This is a genomic window from Tabrizicola soli (assembly GCF_015999335.1).
In the GTDB taxonomy this organism is placed as follows: domain Bacteria; phylum Pseudomonadota; class Alphaproteobacteria; order Rhodobacterales; family Rhodobacteraceae; genus Tabrizicola; species Tabrizicola soli.
This window is the reverse complement of record NZ_JAEACP010000021.1, coordinates 61,870-84,241: the sequence shown is the minus strand read 5'-3', so window position 1 is coordinate 84,241 and position 22,372 is coordinate 61,870. Positions and strand designations below refer to the sequence as shown.

Sequence of the window (22,372 nt, the reverse complement as noted above, 5' to 3'; positions counted from 1 at the left end):
GAGGTGCATATGCGGCGAAACGGGGGTTTGTTCCCTTCAGAGATCGAAGCTGGCGAAAACCGGGACGTGGTCGCTGGGCTGCTCCCAGCCGCGCACCGGGCGCAGGATGCGGCTGCCATGCGCCGCGGCAGAGATGTCGGGCGTTGCCCAGACATGGTCCAGCCGGCGGCCCTTGTCGGCGCTGTCCCAGTCGGGGCTGCGATAGCTCCACCAGCTGTAGAGGTTGCCGGTCGGGATGTCCTGCCGCGTCACGTCCTGCCAGCGGCCAGCATCCATCACCTGCCCCAGATGCTCGACCTCGACCGGCGTATGGCTGACGATCTTCAACAGCGCCTTGTGATTCCAGACGTCATCCTCACGCGGGGCGATGTTCAGGTCGCCCACCAGGATCGACTTTTCCGGCGCCTCGGCGTGGAAATGGTCGCGCATATGGGTCAGGAAATCCAGCTTCTGCCCGAACTTCACGTTCTGCGCCCGGTCGGGAATGTCGCCCCCTGCCGGGACATAGAAGTTGTGGATCGTGACCCCGTTCTCCAGCCGCCCGGCGACGTGCCGCGCATGGCCCAGCGTCGCGAAATCATGGCCGCCCACGTCCTGCATCGGCAGCTTGGACAGGATCGCGACGCCGTTGTAACCCTTCTGTCCGCGCGCGACGACATGGCTGTAGCCCAGCGCGCGGAACCCCTCCAGCGGGATCAGCTCGACCGGGCACTTGCATTCCTGCAGGCACAGGATGTCCGGCGTCTCCTCGCTCATCAGGCGCGAGACCAGCGCCTCGCGCAGGCGGACCGAGTTGATGTTCCAGGTGGCGAGGGTGAAGGTCATGGACAGGCTCCGGGCTGCGGCGGCGGACACTAGGACCCTCCGCCGCAAGGCACAAGTCCCGGATCAGTCGGTCAGGGTATAGGTGGCCAGCTCGCACAGGTTCTGGGTATCCTCGGCCTCGCCCCCTTCGGCCGAGACATAGCGCAGGTCGTAGTCGCAGACATCCAGCCCGTCGGCGATCGTCACCTCGCCCGAGACGCCGGGCTCCACCGCGCCGAACAGGATGTTCTCGCCCCACTGGTCGACGCCGATTTCCGAGACATACATCTCGACGATGGTGTGCGAACTGTCGTTGACCAGGGTGAACACCAGATCCTCGGCCAGGGCGGGGGTGGCGGCAAGGGCAGCAAGGGCAGCAAGGGCGAAACGCATGCAATTCTCCGATCGGTGCCGCAGCCTCTCTGCGGACGGGCGCAGGCAGCCCCGGAATTGTGCAACCCCCATGGCGGCCCTGCGCCGGGCGCGTGGCATTTCGCAAAAAAAGGCCGGGCAAGAAGCCCGGCCAGGTCCAACAGGGAGGATGCCGTGTCATGACCCCGACACGGCAAGGGGAACTTGTCGCACAACCTGTGCACGAAACTCAAGGTAGCAACCGATTCCGGCAACAATAAGTCCCAAGGCCCAAGATTCCCGCGTTGTTGCAGCAAGGACGCAGTTCCGTTGCCCCCTTGCCAGAAAATGCCCGGCGCCCCAAGGGTCCGCCGGGCCAGTCAACAGGGAGGAGCCGCATCATGACCCCGACGCGGCCAGGGGAACCTTACGCCACCAGCCGGTAGCCGCCGCTTTCCGTGACCAGAAGCCGGGCATTCGAGGGGTCGGGCTCGATCTTCTGGCGCAGGCGGTAGATATGGGTTTCCAGCGTATGGGTGGTGACGCCCGCGTTGTAGCCCCAGACCTCGTGCAACAGCACATCCCGCGGCACCACGCCGGATTGCGCGCGATACAGGAACTTCAGGATGTTGGTTTCCTTCTCGGTCAGGCGGATCTTCTTCTCCTTCTCGTCCACCAGCATCTTCTGCGCCGGGCGGAAGGTATAGGGACCCATCTGGAACACCGCGTCCTCGGACTGCTCATGCGTCCGCAGCTGCGCCCGGATCCGGGCGAGGAGGACCGGGAACTTGAACGGCTTGGTCACATAATCGTTCGCGCCCGCATCCAGGCCCAGGATCGTGTCGCTGTCTGTGTCATGGCCGGTCAGCATCAGGATCGGGCATTTCACGCCGCCCTTGCGCATCCGGCGGCACAGCTCGCGCCCGTCGGTGTCGGGCAGGCCCACATCCAGGATCACCAGGTCGAAGAGGCCGGCCTTCACCTTCTCCATGCCTTCGGCGCCGTTGCGGGCCTCGAACACGTCGAAATCCTCGGTCATCACCAACTGTTCGCTCAGCGCCTCGCGCAGGTCGTCGTCGTCGTCGACCAGCAGGATCTTCCGCAGTCCGGCCATTGCAGCCTCCATCGCTTCTTGCGGGTCAGATGCGGCCCGATCACGAGTCCCGCAAGGTTTGCTACCGGAAACTCACGCGCTCGTGTCGCTTTGGTGGGGAATGTTTCAATTTCCCGTGCCGCCGGATATGGATATCCGCATGAGCCTGCATCTTTCGATTGCCGAACGCCTGACCCGTGCCCGAGGCGACCTGCGCATGGGCGTGCCCGTGATCCTCTGCGGCCCAATGGGCGCGGCGCTGGTCGCCTCGGTCGAGGCGCTGGATGCCGGGCGGCTGGCCGATCTGCGCGGCTTCGGGCCGCCGGTCCTGGCCATCACCGCGCGGCGGGCCGAGACGCTGAAGGCCCGCGCCTATGACGGCGATCTGGCGCGGATCCTGCCGCCCGCGACGGCCGACCTCGGCTGGCTGCGCTCGGTCGCGGATCCGGCGGATGACCTGCGGGCGCCGATGAAGGGACCGCTCACCTCGGCGCGCGAGGGGGCGGCGGACCTGCACCGGGCGGCGCTGGCGCTGGCGAAGGCCGCGCATCTCCTCCCGGCGGCGCTGGTGGTGCCGGTCGGCGATGCCCTGCGCCTCGCGGCGGAGCATGGGCTGACCCTGCTGGTCCTGGACGAGATCGCGCCCGCGCTGGCCGCCCTGCCGCCGCTGGACGAGGTCGTCTCGGCAAGGGTGCCGCTGGTCGCCTCGGAGGCCGGGCGGGTGCATGTGTTCCGGCCCGACGATGGCGGGGACGAGCATTACGCGATCGAGATCGGCCGGCCGGACCGGAGCCGGCCGGTGCTGGCGCGGCTGCATTCGGCCTGTTTCACCGGGGATGTGCTGGGGTCGCTGAAATGCGACTGCGGGCCGCAATTGCGGGCGGCGCTGGCCCAGATGGGCGAGGAAGGCGCGGGGGTGCTGCTCTACCTGAACCAGGAGGGGCGGGGGATCGGGCTGGCGAACAAGATGCGGGCCTACAGCCTGCAGGACCAGGGCTTCGACACGGTCGAGGCGAACCACCGCCTCGGCTTCGAGGACGACGAGCGGGACTTCCGGATCGGGGCCGAGATCCTGCGGAAGATGGGGTTCTCCTCGGTGCGCCTCCTGACCAACAATCCCCGGAAGATCGCAATGATGGAGGCCTGCGGGCTGCATGTGGTCGAGCGGGTGCCGCTGAAGGTGGGGGAGACGGCGGAGAACCGGGCCTATCTCGCGACCAAGGCGGCGAAGTCGGGGCATCTGTTGTGACGCCCGCCGACCTGGTGGTGACGCCGGGCGGGGTGCGGTTCCTGGGGCGGCGGTTCGCCTGCACGGTCGGGCGGGGCGGGATCGTGCCGGGGCCGGCGAAGCGGGAGGGGGACGGGGCGACGCCGGCGGGGGTGCACCGGCTGGTGGGGATGCTCTACCGGGCGGACCGGATCGCGCGGCCGTCGGGCTGGGCGGAGCCGATCGGGCCGGGGGACCTCTGGTCGGACGATCCGCGCGACCCGGACTACAACCGGCTGGTCCGGGCCCCGCACCCTTTCGGGCATGAAAAGCTGCGGCGGGGGGATCCGATGTATGATCTGGTCCTGCTGACCGACTGGAACTGGCCGGAGGGGGTGCCGGGGCTTGGGTCGGCGATCTTCCTGCATCGCTGGCGGCGGCCGGGGGCGGCGACGGCGGGGTGCGTGGCTTTCTCGGGGCGGGACCTAAGGTGGATCGCGGGGCGGGTGGTGCCGGGGACGCGAGTCATTGTCCACGGTGGACAGGATCGCGGAGGTGAGGGAAATCAAGGGGTTGGGCGCGGGCGTTAGGGGTTTGTTAAGGGTTTTTTGGAGGCGGGGGAGTCGGGGCACGCCCCGACCTACGGGGTGTCGTAGGGTGCGCTATAGCGCACCTTCGGGCCGGGGGTTTCGCGGGCGGCGCTATTGCGGGTAGGTTCGTTGGCCGAAGATCGCGCTGCCGACGCGGATGTGGGTGGCGCCCTGGGCGACGGCGGATTCGAAATCGTGGCTCATGCCCATCGAGAGATTCGCAAGGCCGTGGTCGGCGGCCATGCGGGCGAGCAGGGCGAAATGGGGGGTGGACTCCGCATCCTCGGGCGGGATGCACATGAGGCCGGTGGGCGCCAGCCCCATCCCCCGGCAGTCGCGCAGGAAAGGGGCAAGGTCGGCGGGGAGGACGCCGGCCTTCTGCGGTTCTTCCCCCGTGTTCACCTGGACGAAAAGCTGCGGCAACGACCCGCGCGACTGTTGCAGGCTGGCGAGTTTCTGCGCCAGCGAGGGGCGGTCGAGGGTGTGGATCGCGTCGAACAGATCGACCGCCTGTTTCGCCTTGTTGGTCTGCAAGGGGCCGATCATGTGCAGCTGCACGCCGGGATATTGCGCGCGCCAGGCGGGCCATTTCGCGGCGGCCTCTTGCACATAATTCTCGCCAAAGACGCGGTGGCCCTGGTCCAGGACGGCGGTCACCCGCCCGGCCGGTTGCACCTTGGAGACGGCGATCAGCGTCACCGAGCCGGGGGCGCGGCCTGCCGCCGCCTCGGCCGCGCGCAGCCGCGCGGTGATTTCTGCCAGTGCCATCGCCATCCCCTTCTGCCTTTGGCGGCAAGGTAACGGCATGGCGCAAAAAGAAAAGAGCGGGCAAGGCCCGCTCTTTCCGTATTCCGATCCCGAAGGATCAGAACGAGAAGCTGAAGCCGGCTTCCCAGACGGTTTCGTCGTCGCGATCCCAGTCGGTGATCTGGGCAACACCGCCGACCACCGAGGCGCCACCGCCGAGGTCGTAGGCAGCGCCCACGCCGAAGGCTTCGTAGTTTTCGAACGAAACCGGGTTCTCAGCGTCAGATTGAGCGTACTGAGCCATAAGGGTCAGAGCTTCGACGGTGTAGCTGACGTGCAGGCCGAAGGCTTCGCCATCGGGAAGGATGCTGCCAGTGTCGGCGCTGAAGTCGGTGTACATCGCCTTGACGCCGAAGGCGCCGAAGGTGCCGCCAGCATAGAGCGTGGTCGCAGAGCCGGCAACGTCGGTGTAGGCGTCAACGCCATCGTCGTTGTAGCCGATGCCGACATAGGCGTCGCCGAACGAGTATTTCAGGCCGAGAGCGTAGCCGTCACCTTCGCCGTCCAAGTCACCTTGCGCGCCGATCTGGGCCGAGATCGCGGCGGTCAGAGCGCCACCCGAATAGGTGTAGTTCACGTCGTGCGATTCACGGTCAAACTCGCCGGCAGCCTCGTCGCCGGTGTAGGTTTCGGCAACGTCGTCAACGCCGAGGCCCGACAGGCCGCCGATGTCGGAGAAGGAACCAGGCATTTCGTCGGCTTCGGTGACATCACCCATCGAGAGCTTGCCCCAAGCGCCCGAGATGAAGACGGAGGTGCCGTCGTCGGTGAACTCTTCGTCATCGGTGGTGTAGGTCGCGAAGGTCGACTCCAAGCCGAAGGAGAGGCCGGTGTCAGTTTCGCCCGAAGCGGTGGCGGTCAGGTAGGTTTCCATGACCGAACGGGCGCTGTTGTCGAGGCTGTCGCCGTTGTCGCCAACACCCATGACGGCCGTGCCGGAGAAGGTGATTTCCGCGGAAGCGAAGCCTGCCGACAGGGCCAGGACGCTGGACGCGAGGAGAACCTTTTTCATGTTTTTCCCTCTTTCCTTAAGGTTAAGCCCGCCGCAGGGGAATCCGCAGGGGAATGAGCCGTATTTCACCCGCCCCACCCCGGATTGCAACGCCAACGGCCGGTCCGGCGCAAAACGGCCCGGACGTGGTGCAGACATGCCACAGGTCCGGCGGGCGCGGTCGGCGGGGCCGGGGCAGGAGCGGGGGCAGGAGTGCCGGACCCGCCCGCGCGGGCGAAAGCCCTTGGCAGGCGGGGGGCGCTGGGCTAGACAGCAGGTCACGGAACGGCAGGGTGGACGGATGAACTTGCAGCAGGTCGCACGCATTGCACTGGCAACCGCGCTGGTCGCCACCTTGTCCGCCTGCGGTGGCGGCGGGCTGTTCAACCGGGGCGGCTCCTCGGAGTCGAAGGCGGCGCAGAGGGCGCTGGCCGACGAGCAGCGCGCCAACATCGAGGCGGCGACGGGCGAGAAGAAGAAGGGCTCCAGCCTGTGGGACCTGTTCTCGAACGCGGATGACCCGAACACGACGGTCGAGGTCAACAAGTACATCTGGCAGGCCAGCCTCGAGGTGCTGAACTTCCTGCCGATCGAATCGGTGGACCCGTTCACCGGGGTGATCGTGACGGGATACGGGCGGCCCCCCGGCGGCGGGAAGGCCTATCGCGCGACGATCTATGTGCAGGACCCGGCGCTGGATGCGCGCAGCCTGAAGGTGGCGCTGCAGGGCCAGGGCGGCGGCGCGGTGGCGCCGGAAACCGTGCGGGCGGTCGAGGATGCGATCCTGACCCGGGCGCGGCAGCTGCGGGTGCGCGACAGCAAGCTTTGAGGGTGTCTGCCCCGGGGCTTCCGACTTGAGGGCTTCTGGGGGGTGGACCTTCCTGCGGCCGGCGGTGTAATTCCGCGCGGACTGTTGCAGGGGGCCCCCAGATGTCGCGCTATGACCCTTCGGTGATCGAACCCAGATGGCAGGAGGCATGGGACGAGGCCCAGGCCTTCGCCGCCGTGCGCGACCCGTCGCGGCCGAAGTATTACGTGCTGGAGATGTTCCCCTATCCGAGCGGGCGCATCCACATGGGGCATGTGCGCAACTATACCATGGGCGACGTGGTGGCGCGGACCAAGGCGGCGCAGGGCTATTCGGTGCTGCACCCGATGGGCTGGGACGCCTTCGGGATGCCGGCCGAGAACGCGGCGATGGAGCGGGGCGGGCATCCGAAGGACTGGACCCACGGCAACATCGCCGACATGAAGGCGCAGATGAAGCCCTTGGGGTTGAGCATCGACTGGTCGCGGGAGCTGGCGACCTGCGATCCGGAGTATTACGGCCAGCAGCAGGCGATGTTCCTGGACATGATGGAGGCCGGGCTGGTCTACCGCAAGGCCGCCGTAGTCAACTGGGACCCGGTGGACATGACGGTGCTGGCCAACGAGCAGGTGATCGACGGCAAGGGCTGGCGCTCGGGTGCGGCGGTCGAGCGGCGCGAGCTGGTGCAGTGGTTCTTCAAGATCAGCGACTACTCGGAGGAGTTGCTGGCGGCGCTGGACGGGCTGAAGGACTGGCCCGAGAAGGTGCGGCTGATGCAGGCGAACTGGATCGGCAAGTCGCGCGGGTTGCAGTTCGCCTTCGAGACGGTGGGGGCTCCGGCCGGGTTCGAGTCGCTGGAAGTCTATACGACGCGGCCGGATACGCTGCTGGGGGCGTCGTTCGCGGCGATCTCGCCGGACCATCCGCTGGCGCGGGCGCTGGAGGGCGACCCGGCGGTGGCGGAGTTCGTGGCGAAGTGCCGTCGCGGGGGGACGAGCGCCGAAGAGATCGAGACGGCGGAGAAGATCGGCTACGACACGGGGATCAGGGTGAGGCATCCGCTTGATCCGGCGTGGGAATTGCCGGTCTGGATCGCGAACTTCATCCTGATGGACTACGGCACCGGGGCGATCTTCGGCTGCCCGGGACATGACCAGCGCGACTTTGACTTCGCCACGAAATACGGGTTGCCGATCAAGGCGGTCTTCGTGGCCGAAGGGGCGGAGGATGCGGCCCTGGCCGAGGCTTTCGTGCCGATGAAGTCCGAGAAGGTGCATTACGTCCGGGGCTTCGCGGGCGCGGAGGTGCAGACCGGGGACGAGGGCGTGGCGGCGGCGATCGCCCATGCCGAGGCGAAGGGCTATGGCAAGGGCGTGACCAAGTTCCGCCTGCGCGACTGGGGGATTTCGCGGCAACGCTACTGGGGCTGCCCGATCCCGGTGGTGCATTGCCCGACCTGCGGCGTGGTGCCGGAGAAGAAGGAGAACCTGCCGGTCGAGCTGCCCTATGACGTGAGCTTCGACAAGCCGGGCAATCCCTTGGACCGCCATCCCACCTGGCGCGACGTGCCCTGCCCGGCCTGCGGCGCGGCGGCGAAGCGCGAGACGGATACGATGGACACCTTCGTCGATTCGTCCTGGTACTATGCCCGCTTCACCGCCCCCCGCGCGACGACGCCGACGGTGGCGGCGGAAGCGGACTACTGGATGAACGTCGACCAGTATATCGGCGGGATCGAGCATGCGATCCTGCATCTCCTCTACTCCCGCTTCTTCGCAAGGGCGATGCACAAGACCGGCCACCTGCCCGCCAAGGCGGTGGAGCCGTTCAGCGCGCTGTTCACCCAAGGCATGGTGACGCACGAGATCTACAAGACCACCGATACCCAGGGCCGGCCGGTCTATCACCTGCCCGAGGATGTCGTCCGCAGCGAGTCCGGGGCGACGCTGAAGGACGGGACCAGGGTCGAGGTCATCCCCTCGGCCAAGATGTCGAAGTCGAAGAAGAACGTGGTCGATCCGATGCATATCATCGCCTCGTTCGGGGCGGATACGGCGCGGTGGTTCGTGATGTCGGACTCGCCCCCGGAGCGCGACGTGGAATGGACCAGCGCCGGAGCCGAGGCCGCGCACAAGCATCTGGCGCGGGTCTGGGCGCTGTGCAGCCGCATCGGCGAGATGCCGGCGGACCACGTCGGACAGGGTGACGACGCGCTGCGCCGCGCGACGGCGAAGGCCATCGACGAGGTGACGAAGGGAATCGAGGGCTTTGCCTTCAACAAGGCCATCGCCAGCCTCTACGCCTTCACCAACACCATCGCGAAGGCCAATGCCTCGACCCCGGTGATGAAGGAGGCGATCCGCACGCTGGCGCAGCTCACCTCGCCGATGACGCCGCATATCGCGGAGTCGATCTGGAGCTACCAGGGCGGCGAAGGCCTTTGCGCCAAGGCGCCCTGGCCCAAGGCGGACCCGGCGCTGCTGATCGACGACACCGTGGTGCTGCCGATCCAGATCAACGGCAAGCGCCGGGCGGAAATCGGCGTGCCGAAGGACATGGCGATTCCCGAGATTGAAAAGATCGCGCTGACGAACGAGGATGTGCTGAAGTTCCTTGCCGGGCAGCCGGTGAAGAAGATCATCGTCGTGCCGGGCCGCATCATCAATGTCGTCGTCTAGGACCAGCCCCCCCCAACCTGGCCCCCTCCCACAAGGGGAGAGGCGATCGGTTATGCCCGGCATCGGGCGGGGCTCTCTGCCTTCCGGCACCTGCCCCCCCACCCCATCCCTCCCCCACGGAGGGGGGAGGGGGCCTGTCGCGCCTGTCACCCAGCGCAGCGCTTCGGATATGGCGCCTCCCTCCCCCCGCGTGGGGGAGGGATGGGGTGGGGGGGCATCCGGCGGACGGCTTTCGCGTCGCTTCCTCCTCCTCGCCCCGCTTGCGCTGGCGGCTTGCGGCTTTACCCCGGCCTATGCGCCGGGCGGCGGGGCGGATCGGCTGCTGGGCACGATCTGGGTGCAGGACCCCGACACCAAGGCCGGATTCGATCTGGTCGAGCGGCTGGAGGAGCGGCTGGGCCGGCCGGAGGCTGTCCGCTATGACCTGGCCTATGTGATCACCACCGAGGCGGTGGGCGTCGGCCTAACCGAGGAGAGCCAGATCACCCGCTACAACCTGAAGGGCGTGGTCGATTACACCCTGACCGAGCGCGCGACCGGCACGCGGGTCGCGGGCGGGCGGGTGCAGAGCTTTACCGCCTATTCGGCCACCGGCTCGACCGTCGCGGGGCTGGCGGCGGAAGAAGACGCGGCGCTGCGGCTGATGCGGATCCTGGCCGACCAGATCGTCGCCCGCCTGATCGCCGTCTCGGCCAGCCTGCCATGATCCTGAAGGGGGCCGAGGCCGCCCGGTATTGCGCAAAGCCCGATCCCGCGCGTCCCGGCCTGCTGGTGTTCGGCGCCGATGCGATGCGGGTGGCGCTGAAGCGGCAGGAGGCGATCGCCGCTCTGGTCGGCCCCGAGGGCGAGGCCGAGATGCGGCTGTCGCGGATGTCGGGGGCGGACCTGCGCAAGGATGGCAGCCTGCTGCTGGATGCGATCAAGGAGGTCGGGTTCTTTCCGGGTCCCCGGGTGGCCTTTGTCGAGGAGGCGACGGACGGGCTGGCCGAGGTGGTGGGAATCGCGCTGAGGGAGTGGAAGCCGGGCGATGCGGTGATCGTGGTCACGGCGGGTTCGCTTACGGCCAAGTCGGCGCTGAAAGCCCTGTTCGAGAAGCATCCCGCCGCCGTCTGCATCGGTCTTTACGACGAGCCTCCGGGGCGGGAGGAGATCGAGGCGGCGCTGAAGGCCTCGGGGCTGCATGACATCGACCGCGAGGCGATGGCGGACCTGAACGTGCTGGCCCGGGCGCTGGATCCGGGCGACTTCCGGCAGACGCTGGAGAAGATCGCGCTGTACAAATACGGCGATGCCTCGCCCCTGACGCCGGCGGATGTGGCGGCGATGGCCCCGGCGACGATCGAGGCCGAGGTGGACGATCTGGTCGGCGCGGTGGCCGAGGCGCGGCGCGAGGCGATCGGCCCGTTGTTCCGCCGGCTGGAGGGACAGGGCGTGCTGCCGGTGACGATCTGCATCGCGGCGCTGCGGCATTTCCGGGTGCTGCACGGCGCGGTCTGCGACCCGCAGGGGCCGGGGGTCGGAATCCAGAAGGCGCGGGTGAACTTCAAGCAGAAGGACGCGATGGGGCGTCAGGCCGGGCAATGGGGACTGCGGGCGCTGGAGGCGGCGGTCGCGGTGCTGGTCGAGACCGACCTGACGCTGCGCTCGACCAGCAGGGCGCCGGGGATGGCGCTGATGGAACGCGCGCTGATCCGCATCGCGATGATGCGGCGCTAGGAGGAAAGATGGACCCCGCTGCGATCGAGGCTTTCCTGGCGCCGCTGGCGCGCCATGCCCGCAAGCTGAAGGCGCTGGAGGGGCTGGTGTTCTGGGGCGGAGCCGAGGGTTGGGAGGCTTCGCCCTCCGAGGCGCTGGAGGCCGAGGAGATCGCCTTCTACGCCGAGGGGCTTCTGCTGGACGGGTTCCGGATGCAGTGGACGCTGGTGGCAGCGGCCGATGCGCCGACGCTGCCCGACCACCTGCGGCTGGAGTTCTGGCAGGACGAGAGCCCCGCGCCGCCGCTGCCGCCGGGCTGGGTCGCACTCGATTCGGCGCGCTGGGGCTAGAGTCGCGACAGGAGGAGCCCGGCGAGGACCAGCCCCGCCGCGGCGATCCGCGTGGGGGTGACCTCGCGCACGGCCATGCCCAGGATTCCGGTCGCGTCGATCACCAGGGCCGCGCCCATCTGGCCCAGGATCAGCGCGGCGACCAGGGTGACCACGCCCAGGGACGACACGCCCCAGATCGAGGCGAAGACATACCAGGCGCCGAGGATCCCGCCGAGAAGCGTCCAGCCCGGCACCTGCGCCAGCCGCAGATAGGCCGGCCCCTGCCCCTGCAGGACCGAGACCGCCAGCAGCACCAGGAAACCCACCCCGAAGGACACCGCCGCCGCCGGGACCGGCGCGCCCAATCCCCGGCCCAGCGCCGCGTTGATCGGGGCCTGCACCGCGATCGCCACCCCCCCCAGAGCCACCGCCGCCACTGCCCACCACATGCCGCGTCTCCTTGTCTTGCCGGAGCGACTGAACCACGCCCCCGGCCCGGCAACAACCCTTGCCCTCGCGCCGGGAATGGGCAGACTGCCCCTGGCCCTTCCTCCTGGCGGAAATACTCCATGGGTAAGCCATTGGTTCAGGCACCCAATGGCTTGGGGGAGTGAAACCCCGGAGCCAGCCCAAAGGAACACGGATGGCCTTCACGCTCCGCCAGCTTCAGTTCTTCGTCGCCGTCGCCGAGGCCGGATCGGTCTCGGGCGGGGCGCGGGCCCTGTCGATCAGCCAGTCCTCGGTGACCGAGGCGCTCCGCAGCCTGGAGGACGACCTGGGCGTCACGCTCTTCGACCGGCAGGCGCGGGGGCTGATGATCACGCACAAGGGCTCGGCCTTCCTGCGCCATGCGCGCAAGATCCTGGCCGATGTCGCCACTGCCCGCAGCGCCTTTCAGGAGGAGGCCGAGACCGCCACCGGGCGGTTGTCGCTGGGGGTGACCAGCCTGGTGGCGGGCTATGTGCTGTCGGACATCCTGGCCCGCTATCGCCGCGCCTTTCCGCAGGTCGAGCTGAACGTGATCGAGGACAACGGCGACTACCTGCAGCACCTGCTGATCGGCGGCGAGCTGGACGTGGCGGTGCTCTTGACCTCGTCGGTCAAGGACCGGCTGGCGCTGAACCTCGAGACCCTGCTCGTCTCGCCCTATCGGCTGTGGCTGCCGCTGGGGCACCCGCTGGCGCAGCAGGAGACGATCACGCTGGAGGAGTTGGCGGGCCAGCCGCTGATCCAGCTGATGGTGGACGAGATCGAGGAATCGACCCGCCGCCTGACCGCGGCCCTGCCCGTGAAGCCGCAGATCACCTTCCGCACCCGCAGCGTCGAGGCCGTACGCTCGCTGGTGGCCACCGGATCGGGCCTCGCGATCCTGCCGGGGCTGGTCTACCGGCCGTGGTCGCTGGAAGGCGACCGGATCGAGATCCGCGATGTCTCGGGCGACCTGCCCTCGGTCCAGGTCGGCCTGGCCTGGCGCAAGGGCGCACCGCTTTCGGCGCCGGCGCATAATTTTGTCCGCTCGGCCCAGGTCGGGCTTCCCGCCCGCAGCGGAGCCGCGCCGTAGACCCATCGGCAAAACCGATAGCACGCATCCAGTTTTTGCATTTGCGATTTCTGCCGCGCTAGCTAGCCTGCCTGCCATGACCGGAACACCGGCGTGCCGCGCTGCCTGCGGCCCATTCCAAAGGGAGTTTCTCGATGAAGAATTTGAAGCTGATGGCCACCACGGCACTCTGCGCGCTGACCGGGATCACCCCCGCGCTCGCCCAGGTGACCGAGCTTGGCGCCCCAGAGGGCCAGGTCAGCATCGTCGCCTGGCCCGGCTATATCGAGCGGGGCGAGACCGACAAGGCCTTCGACTGGGTGACGAAGTTCGAGGAAGCCTCGGGCTGCAAGGTCAACGTCAAGACCGCGAACACCTCGGACGAGATGGTCGCGCTGATGAACGAGGGCGGGTTCGACCTGGTGACTGCCTCGGGCGACGCCTCGCTGCGGCTGGTGGCGGGCGACCGGGTGCAGCCGATCAACACGGACCTGATCCCGTCGTGGAAGACCGTGGACGAGCGCCTGCAGAACGCGCCCTGGCATACGGTGGACGGGGTGCATTACGGCGTGCCCTACATGTGGGGGCCGAACGTGCTGATGTACAACACCGAGGTCTTCAAGGAGCCGCCGACCAGCTGGAACGTGGTGTTCGAGGAGATGGACCTGCCCGACGGCAAGTCGAACAAGGGCCGGGTGCAGGCCTATGACGGGCCGATCCACATCGCGGATGCGGCGCAGTACCTGATGGCGCACAAGCCGGAACTGGGGATCACCTCGCCCTACGAGTTGAACGAGGACCAGTACAAGGCCGCGCTGGACCTCTTGCGCGCCCAGCGCAACCTGGTCAGCCGCTACTGGCACGACGCCTTCATCCAGATCGACGACTTCAAGAACGAGGGCGTGGTCGCCTCGGGCTCCTGGCCGTTCCAGGTGAACCTGCTGAAGGCGGACGGGCAGCCGGTGGCCTCGACCATCCCGGAAGAGGGCGCGACGGGCTGGGCCGACACCACGATGATGCATGTCGACGCGAAGAACCCGAACTGCGCCTATCTGTGGATGGAGCATTCGCTGGCCTCGAACCTGCAATCCGACCTTGCGGTCTGGTTCGGCGCGAACCCCTCGGTTCCGGCCGCCTGCACCGACGGCCGCGGCATGTCGACGGCGGAAAGCTGCACCGCGAACGGGATGGACGATTTCGACAAGATCCGGTTCTGGACCACCCCGGTGTCGAATTGCTCCCAGGGGGAAGGGGCCTGCGTACCCTATTACCGCTGGGTCAGCGACTACATCGGCGTGATCGGCGGCCGTTGATCTTACCGGAATCCGGGTGCGCCATGTGCGCACCCGCACTCTAGCCAGAGGTGCGCTGTTGCGCACCCTACGGATATCTTATGACCTCAGCCGTCGAATTCCAGAATGTCTCGCGCCATTTCGGCCCCGTGAAGGCCGTCGATGGCGTCGACCTGACCATCGCCGAGGGCTCGTTCTTCGCCATGCTCGGGCCGTCGGGGTCGGGCAAGACCACCTGCCTGCGGCTGATCTCGGGGTTCGAGAAGCCGACGGGCGGGGCGATCCGCATCTTCGGCGAGGACGTCTCCGCCACCCCGCCGCATCTGCGCAACGTGAACACGGTGTTCCAGGACTATGCGCTGTTCCCGCACATGAACGTGCGCGACAACGTGGCCTATGGGCTGATGGTCAAGGGCATGGGCCGGTCGCAGCGCCATGCCAAGGCAGAGGAGATGCTGGCGCTGGTCAAGCTGGACGCCTACGGCGACCGCAAGCCGGCGCAACTGTCCGGCGGGCAGCGGCAGCGGGTGGCGCTGGCGCGGGCGCTGGTGAACGAACCACGGGTGCTCCTGCTGGACGAACCCCTGGGCGCGCTGGACCTGAAGCTGCGCGAGGCGATGCAGGACGAACTGAAGGCCCTGCAGATGAAGCTGGGCCTGACCTTCGTCTTCGTCACCCATGACCAGCACGAGGCCCTGTCGATGGCGGACAGCCTGGCTGTCTTCAACGAGGGCAGGATCGCCCAGATCGGCACCCCGCAACAGATCTACGACCGCCCCGCCACCCGCTTCGTGGCCGATTTCGTCGGATCGTCCAACGTGCTGCCGCCCGAGCTGACCCGCGCGCTGGGCGGTCCGGCGGAATGGGCCTCGCTGCGCCCCGAGGCGACGCGGCTTGCGGCCTCCGGCCCGGTCCGGGGCACGGTGAAGGCGCTGCGCTACCTCGGCTCGGGCACCCGCGTGGTGATCGAGGCGAATGGCACCGAGGTCGCGGCGCTGGTCCCCGCCGGCCAGCCGGTCCCGGAGGAAGGCGCGACGACCGCCTTCGCCTTCGACCCCGGCGCGCTGCATCTGATGGGGGCCAACTGATGCCCGGCTCCCGGACCCACCCTCGCAGGGGGCACTGCCCCTTCGCCCTTCGGACCATGGCAGCAGCCGCTCGAACCGATGGCGCGGCAGATGCCATACCCCGGGATATTTCCGGACGGAAAATGCCCTGGGAGAAAGGCCATCTTCTGTTTTCAAATATCCCCGCCGGAGGCTCCGAGCTTTCCCACAAGCGGAACACCGCAAGAGGAAGCGCCCAAAATTCTTCCTTCAAGAATTTTGGTGGCGGAGAGGCGCGCCGATGACCGCCCCCGCGATCCTGCCCGCAAGGGGTCTGGCCGACCGGCTGACCGGGCTCTTCTGGCGCCACCCGCGCGTGCTGCTGGCGCTGCTCCTCACCCCGCCGCTCCTCTGGCTGGGGGTGGTCTACCTCGGCTCGCTCGCCGCTCTCCTCCTGCAAAGCTTCTACGCCATCGACGAATTCTCGGGCGTGGTGAAGGAGGAGTTCACGCTGAAGACCTATGGCGAGTTGCTGCGCCCGTCGAACTTCGACATCCTGGTCCGCACCGTGATCATGGCCGCCTGCGTGACGCTGGCCTGTGCCGCGCTGGCCTTCCCCATCGCCTATTACGCCGCCCGCTATGCCAGGGGGCACTGGAAGGCGGCCTTCTACCTTGGCGTCATGCTGCCCCTGTGGTCGAGCTATCTGGTCAAGGTCTATGCCTGGAAGCTGATCCTGGCCAAGGAGGGCATCATCGGCTGGGCGGCCGAGCGGACGCATACCTCCTGGATCATCGACGGGCTGCTGTCGATCCCGGGGCTGGAGGGATCCTCGCTCTCCACCTCGCCCCTCGGGACCTTCGCGGTCTTCTGCTACATCTGGCTGCCCTACATGATCCTGCCGATGCAGGCTGCGCTGGAGCGGGTGCCGACCTCCATGCTGGAAGCCTCGGCCGATCTGGGCGCGACGCGCGCACAGGCCTTCCGCACCGTGGTCCTGCCGCTGGCGCTGCCGGGGGTGATCGCAGGGTCGATCTTCACCTTCTCGCTGACGCTGGGCGACTACATCATTCCGCAGATCATCGGCAATTCGGCGAATTTCATCGGCATGGCGGTCTACCAGTTGCAGGGCACCGCCGGGAACATCCCGCTGGCCGCGGCCTTCGCGGTGGTGCCGATCCTGATCATGCTGGTCTATCTGGCCCTCGCGCGGCGGATGGGGGCGTTCGATGCTCTCTGACCGCTCTCCCCTCTCGCTTCGCGCGGCGGCCATCGGGGGACTTCTGTTCCTGCACCTGCCGATCCTCCTCATCTTCCTCTACGCCTTCACCACCGAGGAGCGCAGTTTCCAGTTCCCGCCGCCCGGCCTGACGACCGAGTGGTTCGGGGTGGCCTGGAACGACCGGCCCGACATCTGGCCGCCGCTCTGGCTGTCGCTGAAGGTTGCGGCCATCGCGACCAGCATCGCACTGATCCTGGGCACGCTGGTCGCGGCGGCGATGACGCGGACGGCGTTTTTCGGGCGGGACCAGATCAGCCTGCTGATCCTTCTGCCCATCGCGCTCCCAGGCGTGATCACCGGCATGGCGCTGCGGTCGGCCTTCGGCATCATGGACATCCCCTTCTCCACCTGGACCATCGTGCTGGGTCACGCGACCTTCTGCATCGTGATCGTCTACAACAACGCCGTCGCCCGCCTTCGCCGGCTGTCGGGCGGGATCATGGAGGCCTCGGCCGACCTGGGCGCCAACGCGTTCCAGACCTTCCGGCATGTTCTTCTGCCCAACATGGGTTCGGCCCTGCTGGCGGGCGGGATGCTGGCCTTTGCGCTGTCCTTCGACGAGGTGATCGTCACCATCTTCACCGCCGGCTCCGGCACCGACGCCAAGACCCTGCCGATCTGGATGCTGGACGAGCTGATCCGCCCGCGCCAGCGGCCCGTGACCAATGTCGTCGCGATCCTGGTCTTCGCGGCCACCTTCTTCCCCATCCTTGCAGCCTACTACCTGACCCGCGGCGGCTCCGAGACCGCCGGCATGGGCAAATAGGGAGACAGACCCATGAACCAGCACGCCAAGATCGACACCCGGCTTCTGATCGGCTCCAGCTTCGAGGCCGGGCAGGAGGCGAAGGAAGCCATCCTGAACCCGCGCACCGGCGGGCTGATCCTGGAGGTGCCGGAAGCCTCGACCGCGCAGGTGGACCGGGCGGTGGCGGCGGCGCGGAAGGCCTTCGAGGGCTGGTCGCGGACGACGCCGGCGGAACGCTCTGCCGCGCTCTTGACGATTGCCGACCGGATCGAGGCCGAGGCGGATGCCTTCGCCAGCCTGGAGGCGCTGAACTGCGGCAAACCGATCAACGCGGCACGGAATGACGAGATCCCGGCGATCGTCGATTGCTTCCGCTATTTCGCCGGTGCCGTGCGCTGCATGACGGGGACGGTGGCGGGGGAGTATCTATCGGGGCACACCAGCATGATCCGGCGCGACCCGGTGGGGGTGGTCGCCTCGATCGCGCCCTGGAACTATCCCCTGATGATGATGGCCTGGAAGCTGGGGCCGGCCATCGCAGGCGGCAACACGGTGGTGTTCAAGCCCAGCGAGCAGACGCCGCTGACGGCGCTGAAGCTGGCGCATGTGCTGGCCGAGGTGTTGCCGGAAGGCGTGGTCAACGTGATCGCCGGGCGCGGGCAGACGGTGGGCAGCTACCTGATCAACCATCCGCAGGTGGACATGATCAGCCTCACCGGCGACGTGGCCACGGGCAAGAAGATGCTCGACGCAGCGGCCAAGACGGTGAAGCGCACACATCTGGAACTGGGCGGCAAGGCCCCGGTCGTGGTCTTCGACGATGCGGATGTGGGCGCCGTGGTCGAGGGGCTGCGGGCGTTCAGTTTCTACAACGCCGGGCAGGACTGCACCGCCGCCTGCCGGGTCTATGCCGGGAAGAAGGTCTACGACAATCTGGTCGCCGACCTGACCTCGGCGGCCGCGTCCATCGTGCTGGGGGCCGAGGACGACACCGCGAACGAGATCGGCCCCTTGATCAGCCAGCGCCAGCGCGACCGGGTGGCGAGCTTCGTCAACCGCGCCCGCGAATTGAACCATGTCGAGATCACCACCGGCGGCGAGGCGATGGACCAGGGCTTCTACTACCGCCCCACCGTGGTGGCGGGCGCGAAGCAGGACGACGAGATCGTGCGGCGCGAGGTCTTCGGCCCGGTGGTCTCGGTCACGCCGTTCAGCGACGTGGACGAAGCGGTGAACTGGGCCAATGACAGCGATTATGGGCTGGCGTCATCCGTGTGGACGAAGGACGTGGGTCGCGCGATGGCGACGGCGGCGCGGCTGCGTTACGGCTGTACCTGGATCAATACCCATTTCATGCTGACCAACGAGATGCCGCATGGCGGGCTGAAGCAGTCGGGCTATGGCAAGGACATGTCGGCCTATGCTCTGGAGGACTATACGGTCGTCCGGCATGTGATGGTGAGGCACGGCTGACCCCTCCTCGTTCGACTTCGTCTCCTCGTCGGTTGGCCGCGAGGAGTGACGAAGTCATCGACGAGCGGGGCCAAAGAAAAACCCCGGCCGCCATGGACCGGGGTTTTCTCTTTTCAGCAGAAGCCGGATCAGCGGTGCGAGTCGTCCTCGTCCTCGTCGTCGTGGCTGCCGGCGGGGAGGTTGAAGAAGCTGTCGGCATCCGAGAAATCGGCGGGCGAGCTTTCGTCCTTCTCCTCGTCGCCGAAGACCTCGAGCCCCGTGGGCAACTTCGGCTCGGGCGCCATGCCGAGGGACTGCTCGGTGGAGACGAGTTTCCGCCGCTCGTCATCGGTCATCACCGAGCCTTCGGCGGCTTTCTTGCGGGCGGCGACCTGGACGGCGGCGTCAAGCTCGGACTGCTTGCAGAGGCCGAGCGCGACCGGGTCGATCGGCTGGATCGAGCCGATGTTCCAGTGCGTGCGCTCACGGATCGACTGGATCGTGGGCTTGGTGGTGCCGACCAGCTTGCCGATGGCGCCATCCGAAAGCTCGGGGTGGAACTTGACCAGCCAGAGGATCGCGGCCGGGCGGTCCTGGCGCTTCGACAGCGGGGTGTACCGGGGGCCGCGACGCTTTTCCTCGCCCACGGCGGCAGCGTTGAACTTCAGCTTCATCCGGTAGAGCGGGTTGGCCTGGGCGCGCTCGATCTCGATCGGATCGAGCTGGTTGTTCGCGATCGGGTCGAAGCCCTTGACCCCGGTGGCGACGTCGCCGTCGGCGATGCCCTGCACCTCAAGCTCGTGCATGCCGCAGAAATCGGCGATCTGCGCGAAGCTGAGGGTCGTGTTGTCGACCAGCCAGACGGCGGTCGCCTTCGCCATGAGCGGCTTTGACATCGACATCGGATCTCTCCTTTACAAATCTCTCCCGGGCCGGGAAAACGGCTGCGGGCCGGGCCCGCGAGTTCCACGATTTCGGGGAATTCACCCGTCCATATAAGACCAGAATCCCGGGAGGAAAAGCGGAAATGCGGAAGCTGGTGGCCGTGCTCGCGCTGTTCTGCCTGTCGCAGGCGGTCCGGGCCGGGGGCGAGCGGGCCGGCGAGTTCGACTATTACGTCCTGTCGCTGTCCTGGTCCGCCGGCTGGTGCGCGCTGGAGGGCGATGCGCGGAACGATCCGCAATGCGACCGGGGGCGCGGGCTGACTTTCGTGCTGCACGGGCTTTGGCCGCAGTACGAGGACGGCTGGCCCAGCTATTGCCGGACCGGCGCGCGCGATCCGGGCCGGGCGGAGACGGCGGCGATGGCGGATGTCATGGGGGGCGCGGGGCAGGCCTTCCACCAGTGGAAGAAGCACGGCCGCTGTTCGGGCCTGGCGGCAGGGGACTATTACCGGACGGCGCGGCAAGCCTTTGAAAGCGTTGCGGTTCCCGAGTTATTCTCTGGCGTGGACCGCCCGCTGACCCTGCCCGCAGCCGTGATCGAGGCGGCGTTCCTGGAGGCGAATCCGGCGCTTTCCGCCGACAGCATCACCATCACCTGCAAGGCCGGGCTGATCCAGGAGGCACGGATCTGCCTGACGCCGGAACTCGAGCCGCGCACCTGCGGGCCCGATGTGGCCCGCGACTGCCGCCTGTCGGAGGCGGTGCTGGAGCCGGTGCGGTAGAAGCGGCGGGATCGCATAAAAACAAGCTTCCGGTGGAAGTCGAAGCAAGGGAGTCTTGAAATGCGCGATGCCGGGGGCAGCTGGGGATCTGCCGCCCGGCCCAGGCTTCCGTCTGAATTCCGATCCCGCCTGAGTCGTGGTTTAACAAACCTTTATGGCAGCTGCGCGTGAAAGTTGCGTCAATTGCATGCCGCAGCGTCAAACGACCGACACATTCAGTTTTCGACTTTCAGCACGATCTTTCCGACATGGCCCTCGGCCTCGATTCGCCAATGCGCGGCGGGGGCCTCGGTCAGGGGGTATTCGCTGTCCATGACGACGCGGAAGGCGCCGCGCTCGATCATCGGCCAGACATGGGTCTCGACCTCGCGCGCGATGCGGGCCTTGGCAAGGTCGGACTGCGGGCGCAGCGTGGAGCCGGTGAAGGTGAGGCGGCGGGTCATCAGCTCGGCCCAGTTGACCGTGACCTTGGGGCCTTGCAGGAAGGCGATCTGCACCAGGCGGCCATCGTCGGCCAGCGCCTTCAGGTTCCGCTCGAGATAGGGGCCGCCGACCATGTCGAGAATCAGGTTCGCGCCGCCGGCCTCGCGCAGGGTCTGGACGAAATCCTCGCTCCGATAGTTCAGCGCGACCTCGGCGCCGAGATCGCGGCAGACCTGGACCTTTTCGTCCGATCCGGCGGTGGCGAAGACGCGGGCGCCAAGGGCGCGGGCGATCTGGATCGCGGTGGTGCCGATGCCCGAGGTGCCGCCATGGACGAGGAAGCGTTCGCCCGCCTGCAGGCCGCCGCGCATCACGATGTTGGACCAGACGGTGAAGCAGGTTTCCGGCAGGCAGGCGGCTTCGCGCAGGGAAAGGCCGCGCGGGACCGGAAGGGCGTGCGCTTCGTGCGTGGCGGCATATTCGGCATAGCCGCCGCCCGGCAGGAGCGCGCAGACCTGGTCGCCGATCTGCCAGCGGGTGGCGCCCGGCCCGACCTCGACCACGGTGCCGGAACATTCGAGGCCGGGCAGGGGCGAGGCCGAGGGCGGCGGGGCATACATGCCGGCGCGTTGCAGCGCGTCGGGACGGTTCACCCCGGCATAGGCGACGCGGATGATGATCTGGCCATGCCCCGGCACCGGCACCGGGACCGAGACCGGCTGCAACACGTCCGGCCCGCCGGGCTGGGAGATTTCGACGGCAAGCATGCTGTGGGTCAGGGCCATGGGTCGGTTCCGGCTTGAGGGTCAGTCCCGGTGCAGGCCGGGCAGGGTGGTGGGCGGCTTAGGCGCCCGGATGTGTTCCATAACCTTGAACGGACCGGAGAACAGCTTTTTTCCCAGAGGATTTTCACGGAAATCCGCCTTGAGCTTCTCGAAGCGCATCACGCCCTCGATCCGGCGGTCGAGAAATTCCCAGGTTGCTTGGTGGTCGGAGCTGTCGTCGCCCAGCCAGAAAAGCACCGTCGCGCCGTAGACGGCCGAGAGGGTGGCGCGCTTGGTGTACCAGTTCAGGTCCTGGGACGTGTCGCCCAGCGCGGTCCAGATCCGGTCGGCGGTGGACCAGATCGCCCGTGCGCCGTCGGCGGCGTGCTGGGGCAGGGAAAAGAGGGTGGAGCCGCGCCGCACCAACTCGCGGTCGGCAAGCTCGATCCGGGTATGGACGGCATGGGCGATTCGATCGCGGAAGCGCAGGGCGGAAAGATCGGTCGCGGCAAGCTGCGCGACCATGGCCGCATCGCCCCTTGCGTGGTAGGCCAGCGCCAGATCGACCCCGCCGCGCGGGAAAAGCGCCCGCGTGAGGCCCGGATCGACCCCCGTCTCGGTAGCGGCGGCGCGCAGCGTGCGGTCGGACCAGCCGTCGAAGGGCACATGCGACAGCGCGGCGTCGAGCAGGCGGTCCTTGATGTGCTGGGTCATGGGCTGATCCTTCCATGGTGGACAACTGACGTCATGCTTGTTATAGGGCGGCGGCCTGCACAAGTCAGTGCAACTCTAGCTTAGGAAGG

The 22,372-nt window shown here is 67.7% G+C and carries 23 protein-coding genes; 14 read left to right on the top strand and 9 right to left on the bottom strand.

Annotation, left to right across the window (positions count from 1 at the left end; genetic code table 11):
- Window positions 1-36: 36 nt before the first annotated feature.
- The 3 genes from I7S92_RS18500 to I7S92_RS18490 form a co-directional block, all read right to left on the bottom strand.
- The gene (locus I7S92_RS18500; protein WP_197646996.1) at window positions 37-825 is read right to left on the bottom strand and encodes an exodeoxyribonuclease III; all 789 of its coding nucleotides are present in this window, start codon (window positions 823-825) and stop codon (window positions 37-39) included.
- A 63-nt stretch (window positions 826-888) separates the two neighbouring features.
- Entirely contained in the window at window positions 889-1,197 is a 309-nt protein-coding gene (locus tag I7S92_RS18495) for a hypothetical protein (RefSeq protein ID WP_197646995.1), read from the bottom strand.
- A gap of 385 nt (window positions 1,198-1,582) precedes the next feature.
- The gene (locus I7S92_RS18490; RefSeq protein WP_197646994.1) at window positions 1,583-2,269 is read right to left on the bottom strand and encodes a response regulator transcription factor; all 687 of its coding nucleotides are present in this window, start codon (window positions 2,267-2,269) and stop codon (window positions 1,583-1,585) included.
- Between the two features lie 139 nt (window positions 2,270-2,408).
- Here I7S92_RS18490 and ribA point away from each other — a divergent pair, with 139 nt between their 5' ends.
- On the top strand, window positions 2,409-3,497 hold the full coding sequence (gene ribA, locus I7S92_RS18485) for a GTP cyclohydrolase II (RefSeq protein ID WP_197646993.1): 1,089 nt from the start codon (window positions 2,409-2,411) through the stop codon (window positions 3,495-3,497).
- The gene (locus tag I7S92_RS18480; protein WP_197646992.1) at window positions 3,494-4,045 is read left to right on the top strand and encodes a L,D-transpeptidase family protein; all 552 of its coding nucleotides are present in this window, start codon (window positions 3,494-3,496) and stop codon (window positions 4,043-4,045) included. Before ribA ends, I7S92_RS18480 begins: the two co-directional genes overlap by 4 nt.
- Before the next feature lie 111 nt (window positions 4,046-4,156).
- Here I7S92_RS18480 and I7S92_RS18475 read toward each other — a convergent pair whose 3' ends face one another.
- Together I7S92_RS18475 and I7S92_RS18470 are read right to left on the bottom strand one after the other, a co-directional pair.
- A complete protein-coding gene (locus I7S92_RS18475; RefSeq protein ID WP_197646991.1) occupies window positions 4,157-4,813 on the bottom strand; it encodes a YggS family pyridoxal phosphate-dependent enzyme in 657 nt (218 codons plus the stop codon).
- Window positions 4,814-4,910: 97 nt separating this feature from the next.
- The gene (locus I7S92_RS18470) at window positions 4,911-5,864 is read right to left on the bottom strand and encodes a porin (RefSeq protein ID WP_197646990.1); all 954 of its coding nucleotides are present in this window, start codon (window positions 5,862-5,864) and stop codon (window positions 4,911-4,913) included.
- Between the two features lie 280 nt (window positions 5,865-6,144).
- On the opposite strand from I7S92_RS18470, the gene I7S92_RS18465 reads away from it, so the two are divergent.
- From I7S92_RS18465 to I7S92_RS18445, 5 genes are all read left to right on the top strand, one after another.
- Window positions 6,145-6,672: a DUF3576 domain-containing protein gene (locus I7S92_RS18465; RefSeq protein ID WP_197646989.1), complete on the top strand. Its 528-nt coding sequence runs from the start codon at window positions 6,145-6,147 to the stop codon at window positions 6,670-6,672.
- Window positions 6,673-6,773: 101 nt separating this feature from the next.
- Window positions 6,774-9,329 (top strand): leucine--tRNA ligase, encoded by a 2,556-nt coding sequence (gene leuS / locus I7S92_RS18460; RefSeq protein ID WP_197646988.1) that lies wholly within the window; start codon window positions 6,774-6,776, stop codon window positions 9,327-9,329.
- Window positions 9,330-9,519: 190 nt separating this feature from the next.
- Window positions 9,520-10,035, top strand: coding sequence for an LPS assembly lipoprotein LptE (gene lptE / locus I7S92_RS18455; protein WP_354001347.1), 516 nt, complete (start codon window positions 9,520-9,522; stop codon window positions 10,033-10,035).
- Window positions 10,032-11,045: a DNA polymerase III subunit delta gene (holA, locus tag I7S92_RS18450; RefSeq protein WP_197646986.1), complete on the top strand. Its 1,014-nt coding sequence runs from the start codon at window positions 10,032-10,034 to the stop codon at window positions 11,043-11,045. The genes lptE and holA overlap by 4 nt, the downstream gene beginning before the upstream one ends.
- A gap of 8 nt (window positions 11,046-11,053) precedes the next feature.
- Window positions 11,054-11,374 (top strand): hypothetical protein, encoded by a 321-nt coding sequence (locus tag I7S92_RS18445; protein WP_197646985.1) that lies wholly within the window; start codon window positions 11,054-11,056, stop codon window positions 11,372-11,374.
- Here I7S92_RS18445 and I7S92_RS18440 read toward each other — a convergent pair.
- Complete coding sequence (locus tag I7S92_RS18440; protein WP_197646984.1) at window positions 11,371-11,805, bottom strand: DMT family transporter; 435 nt, start codon at window positions 11,803-11,805, stop codon at window positions 11,371-11,373. The genes I7S92_RS18445 and I7S92_RS18440 overlap by 4 nt on opposite strands.
- Window positions 11,806-11,999: 194 nt before the next feature.
- Here I7S92_RS18440 and I7S92_RS18435 point away from each other — a divergent pair, with 194 nt between their 5' ends.
- The 6 genes from I7S92_RS18435 (at window position 12,000) to I7S92_RS18410 (ending at window position 18,737) form a co-directional block, all read left to right on the top strand.
- Window positions 12,000-12,917: a LysR family transcriptional regulator gene (locus I7S92_RS18435; RefSeq protein ID WP_197646983.1), complete on the top strand. Its 918-nt coding sequence runs from the start codon at window positions 12,000-12,002 to the stop codon at window positions 12,915-12,917.
- A 134-nt stretch (window positions 12,918-13,051) separates the two neighbouring features.
- Window positions 13,052-14,209 carry an ABC transporter substrate-binding protein gene (locus I7S92_RS18430; protein ID WP_197646982.1) on the top strand — a complete coding sequence of 386 codons (1,158 nt, stop codon included), beginning with the start codon at window positions 13,052-13,054 and terminating at the stop codon, window positions 14,207-14,209.
- Between the two features lie 80 nt (window positions 14,210-14,289).
- Complete coding sequence (locus I7S92_RS18425; RefSeq protein WP_197646981.1) at window positions 14,290-15,276, top strand: ABC transporter ATP-binding protein; 987 nt, start codon at window positions 14,290-14,292, stop codon at window positions 15,274-15,276.
- Window positions 15,277-15,535: 259 nt separating this feature from the next.
- Window positions 15,536-16,474, top strand: a complete 939-nt coding sequence (locus tag I7S92_RS18420; RefSeq protein ID WP_197646980.1) for an ABC transporter permease — start codon at window positions 15,536-15,538, stop codon at window positions 16,472-16,474.
- A complete protein-coding gene (locus I7S92_RS18415) occupies window positions 16,464-17,282 on the top strand; it encodes an ABC transporter permease (protein ID WP_197646979.1) in 819 nt (272 codons plus the stop codon). The genes I7S92_RS18420 and I7S92_RS18415 overlap by 11 nt, the downstream gene beginning before the upstream one ends.
- Window positions 17,283-17,312: 30 nt before the next feature.
- Window positions 17,313-18,737 carry a gamma-aminobutyraldehyde dehydrogenase gene (locus tag I7S92_RS18410; protein WP_197647009.1) on the top strand — a complete coding sequence of 475 codons (1,425 nt, stop codon included), beginning with the start codon at window positions 17,313-17,315 and terminating at the stop codon, window positions 18,735-18,737.
- 128 nt (window positions 18,738-18,865) lie between these two features.
- Here the strand turns inward: I7S92_RS18410 and I7S92_RS18405 are convergent, their stop codons facing one another.
- Window positions 18,866-19,612 (bottom strand): DUF1013 domain-containing protein, encoded by a 747-nt coding sequence (locus I7S92_RS18405; RefSeq protein WP_197647008.1) that lies wholly within the window; start codon window positions 19,610-19,612, stop codon window positions 18,866-18,868.
- A 131-nt stretch (window positions 19,613-19,743) separates the two neighbouring features.
- Between I7S92_RS18405 and I7S92_RS18400 the strand changes: the two genes are divergently transcribed.
- Window positions 19,744-20,382 carry a ribonuclease T2 family protein gene (locus I7S92_RS18400; RefSeq protein WP_197646978.1) on the top strand — a complete coding sequence of 213 codons (639 nt, stop codon included), beginning with the start codon at window positions 19,744-19,746 and terminating at the stop codon, window positions 20,380-20,382.
- Window positions 20,383-20,597: 215 nt separating this feature from the next.
- Here the strand turns inward: I7S92_RS18400 and I7S92_RS18395 are convergent, their stop codons facing one another.
- Both I7S92_RS18395 and I7S92_RS18390 read right to left on the bottom strand, forming a co-directional pair.
- On the bottom strand, window positions 20,598-21,590 hold the full coding sequence (locus I7S92_RS18395; RefSeq protein ID WP_197646977.1) for an NAD(P)H-quinone oxidoreductase: 993 nt from the start codon (window positions 21,588-21,590) through the stop codon (window positions 20,598-20,600).
- Between the two features lie 21 nt (window positions 21,591-21,611).
- A complete protein-coding gene (locus I7S92_RS18390) occupies window positions 21,612-22,283 on the bottom strand; it encodes a COQ9 family protein (protein ID WP_197646976.1) in 672 nt (223 codons plus the stop codon).
- Window positions 22,284-22,372: the final 89 nt, after the last annotated feature.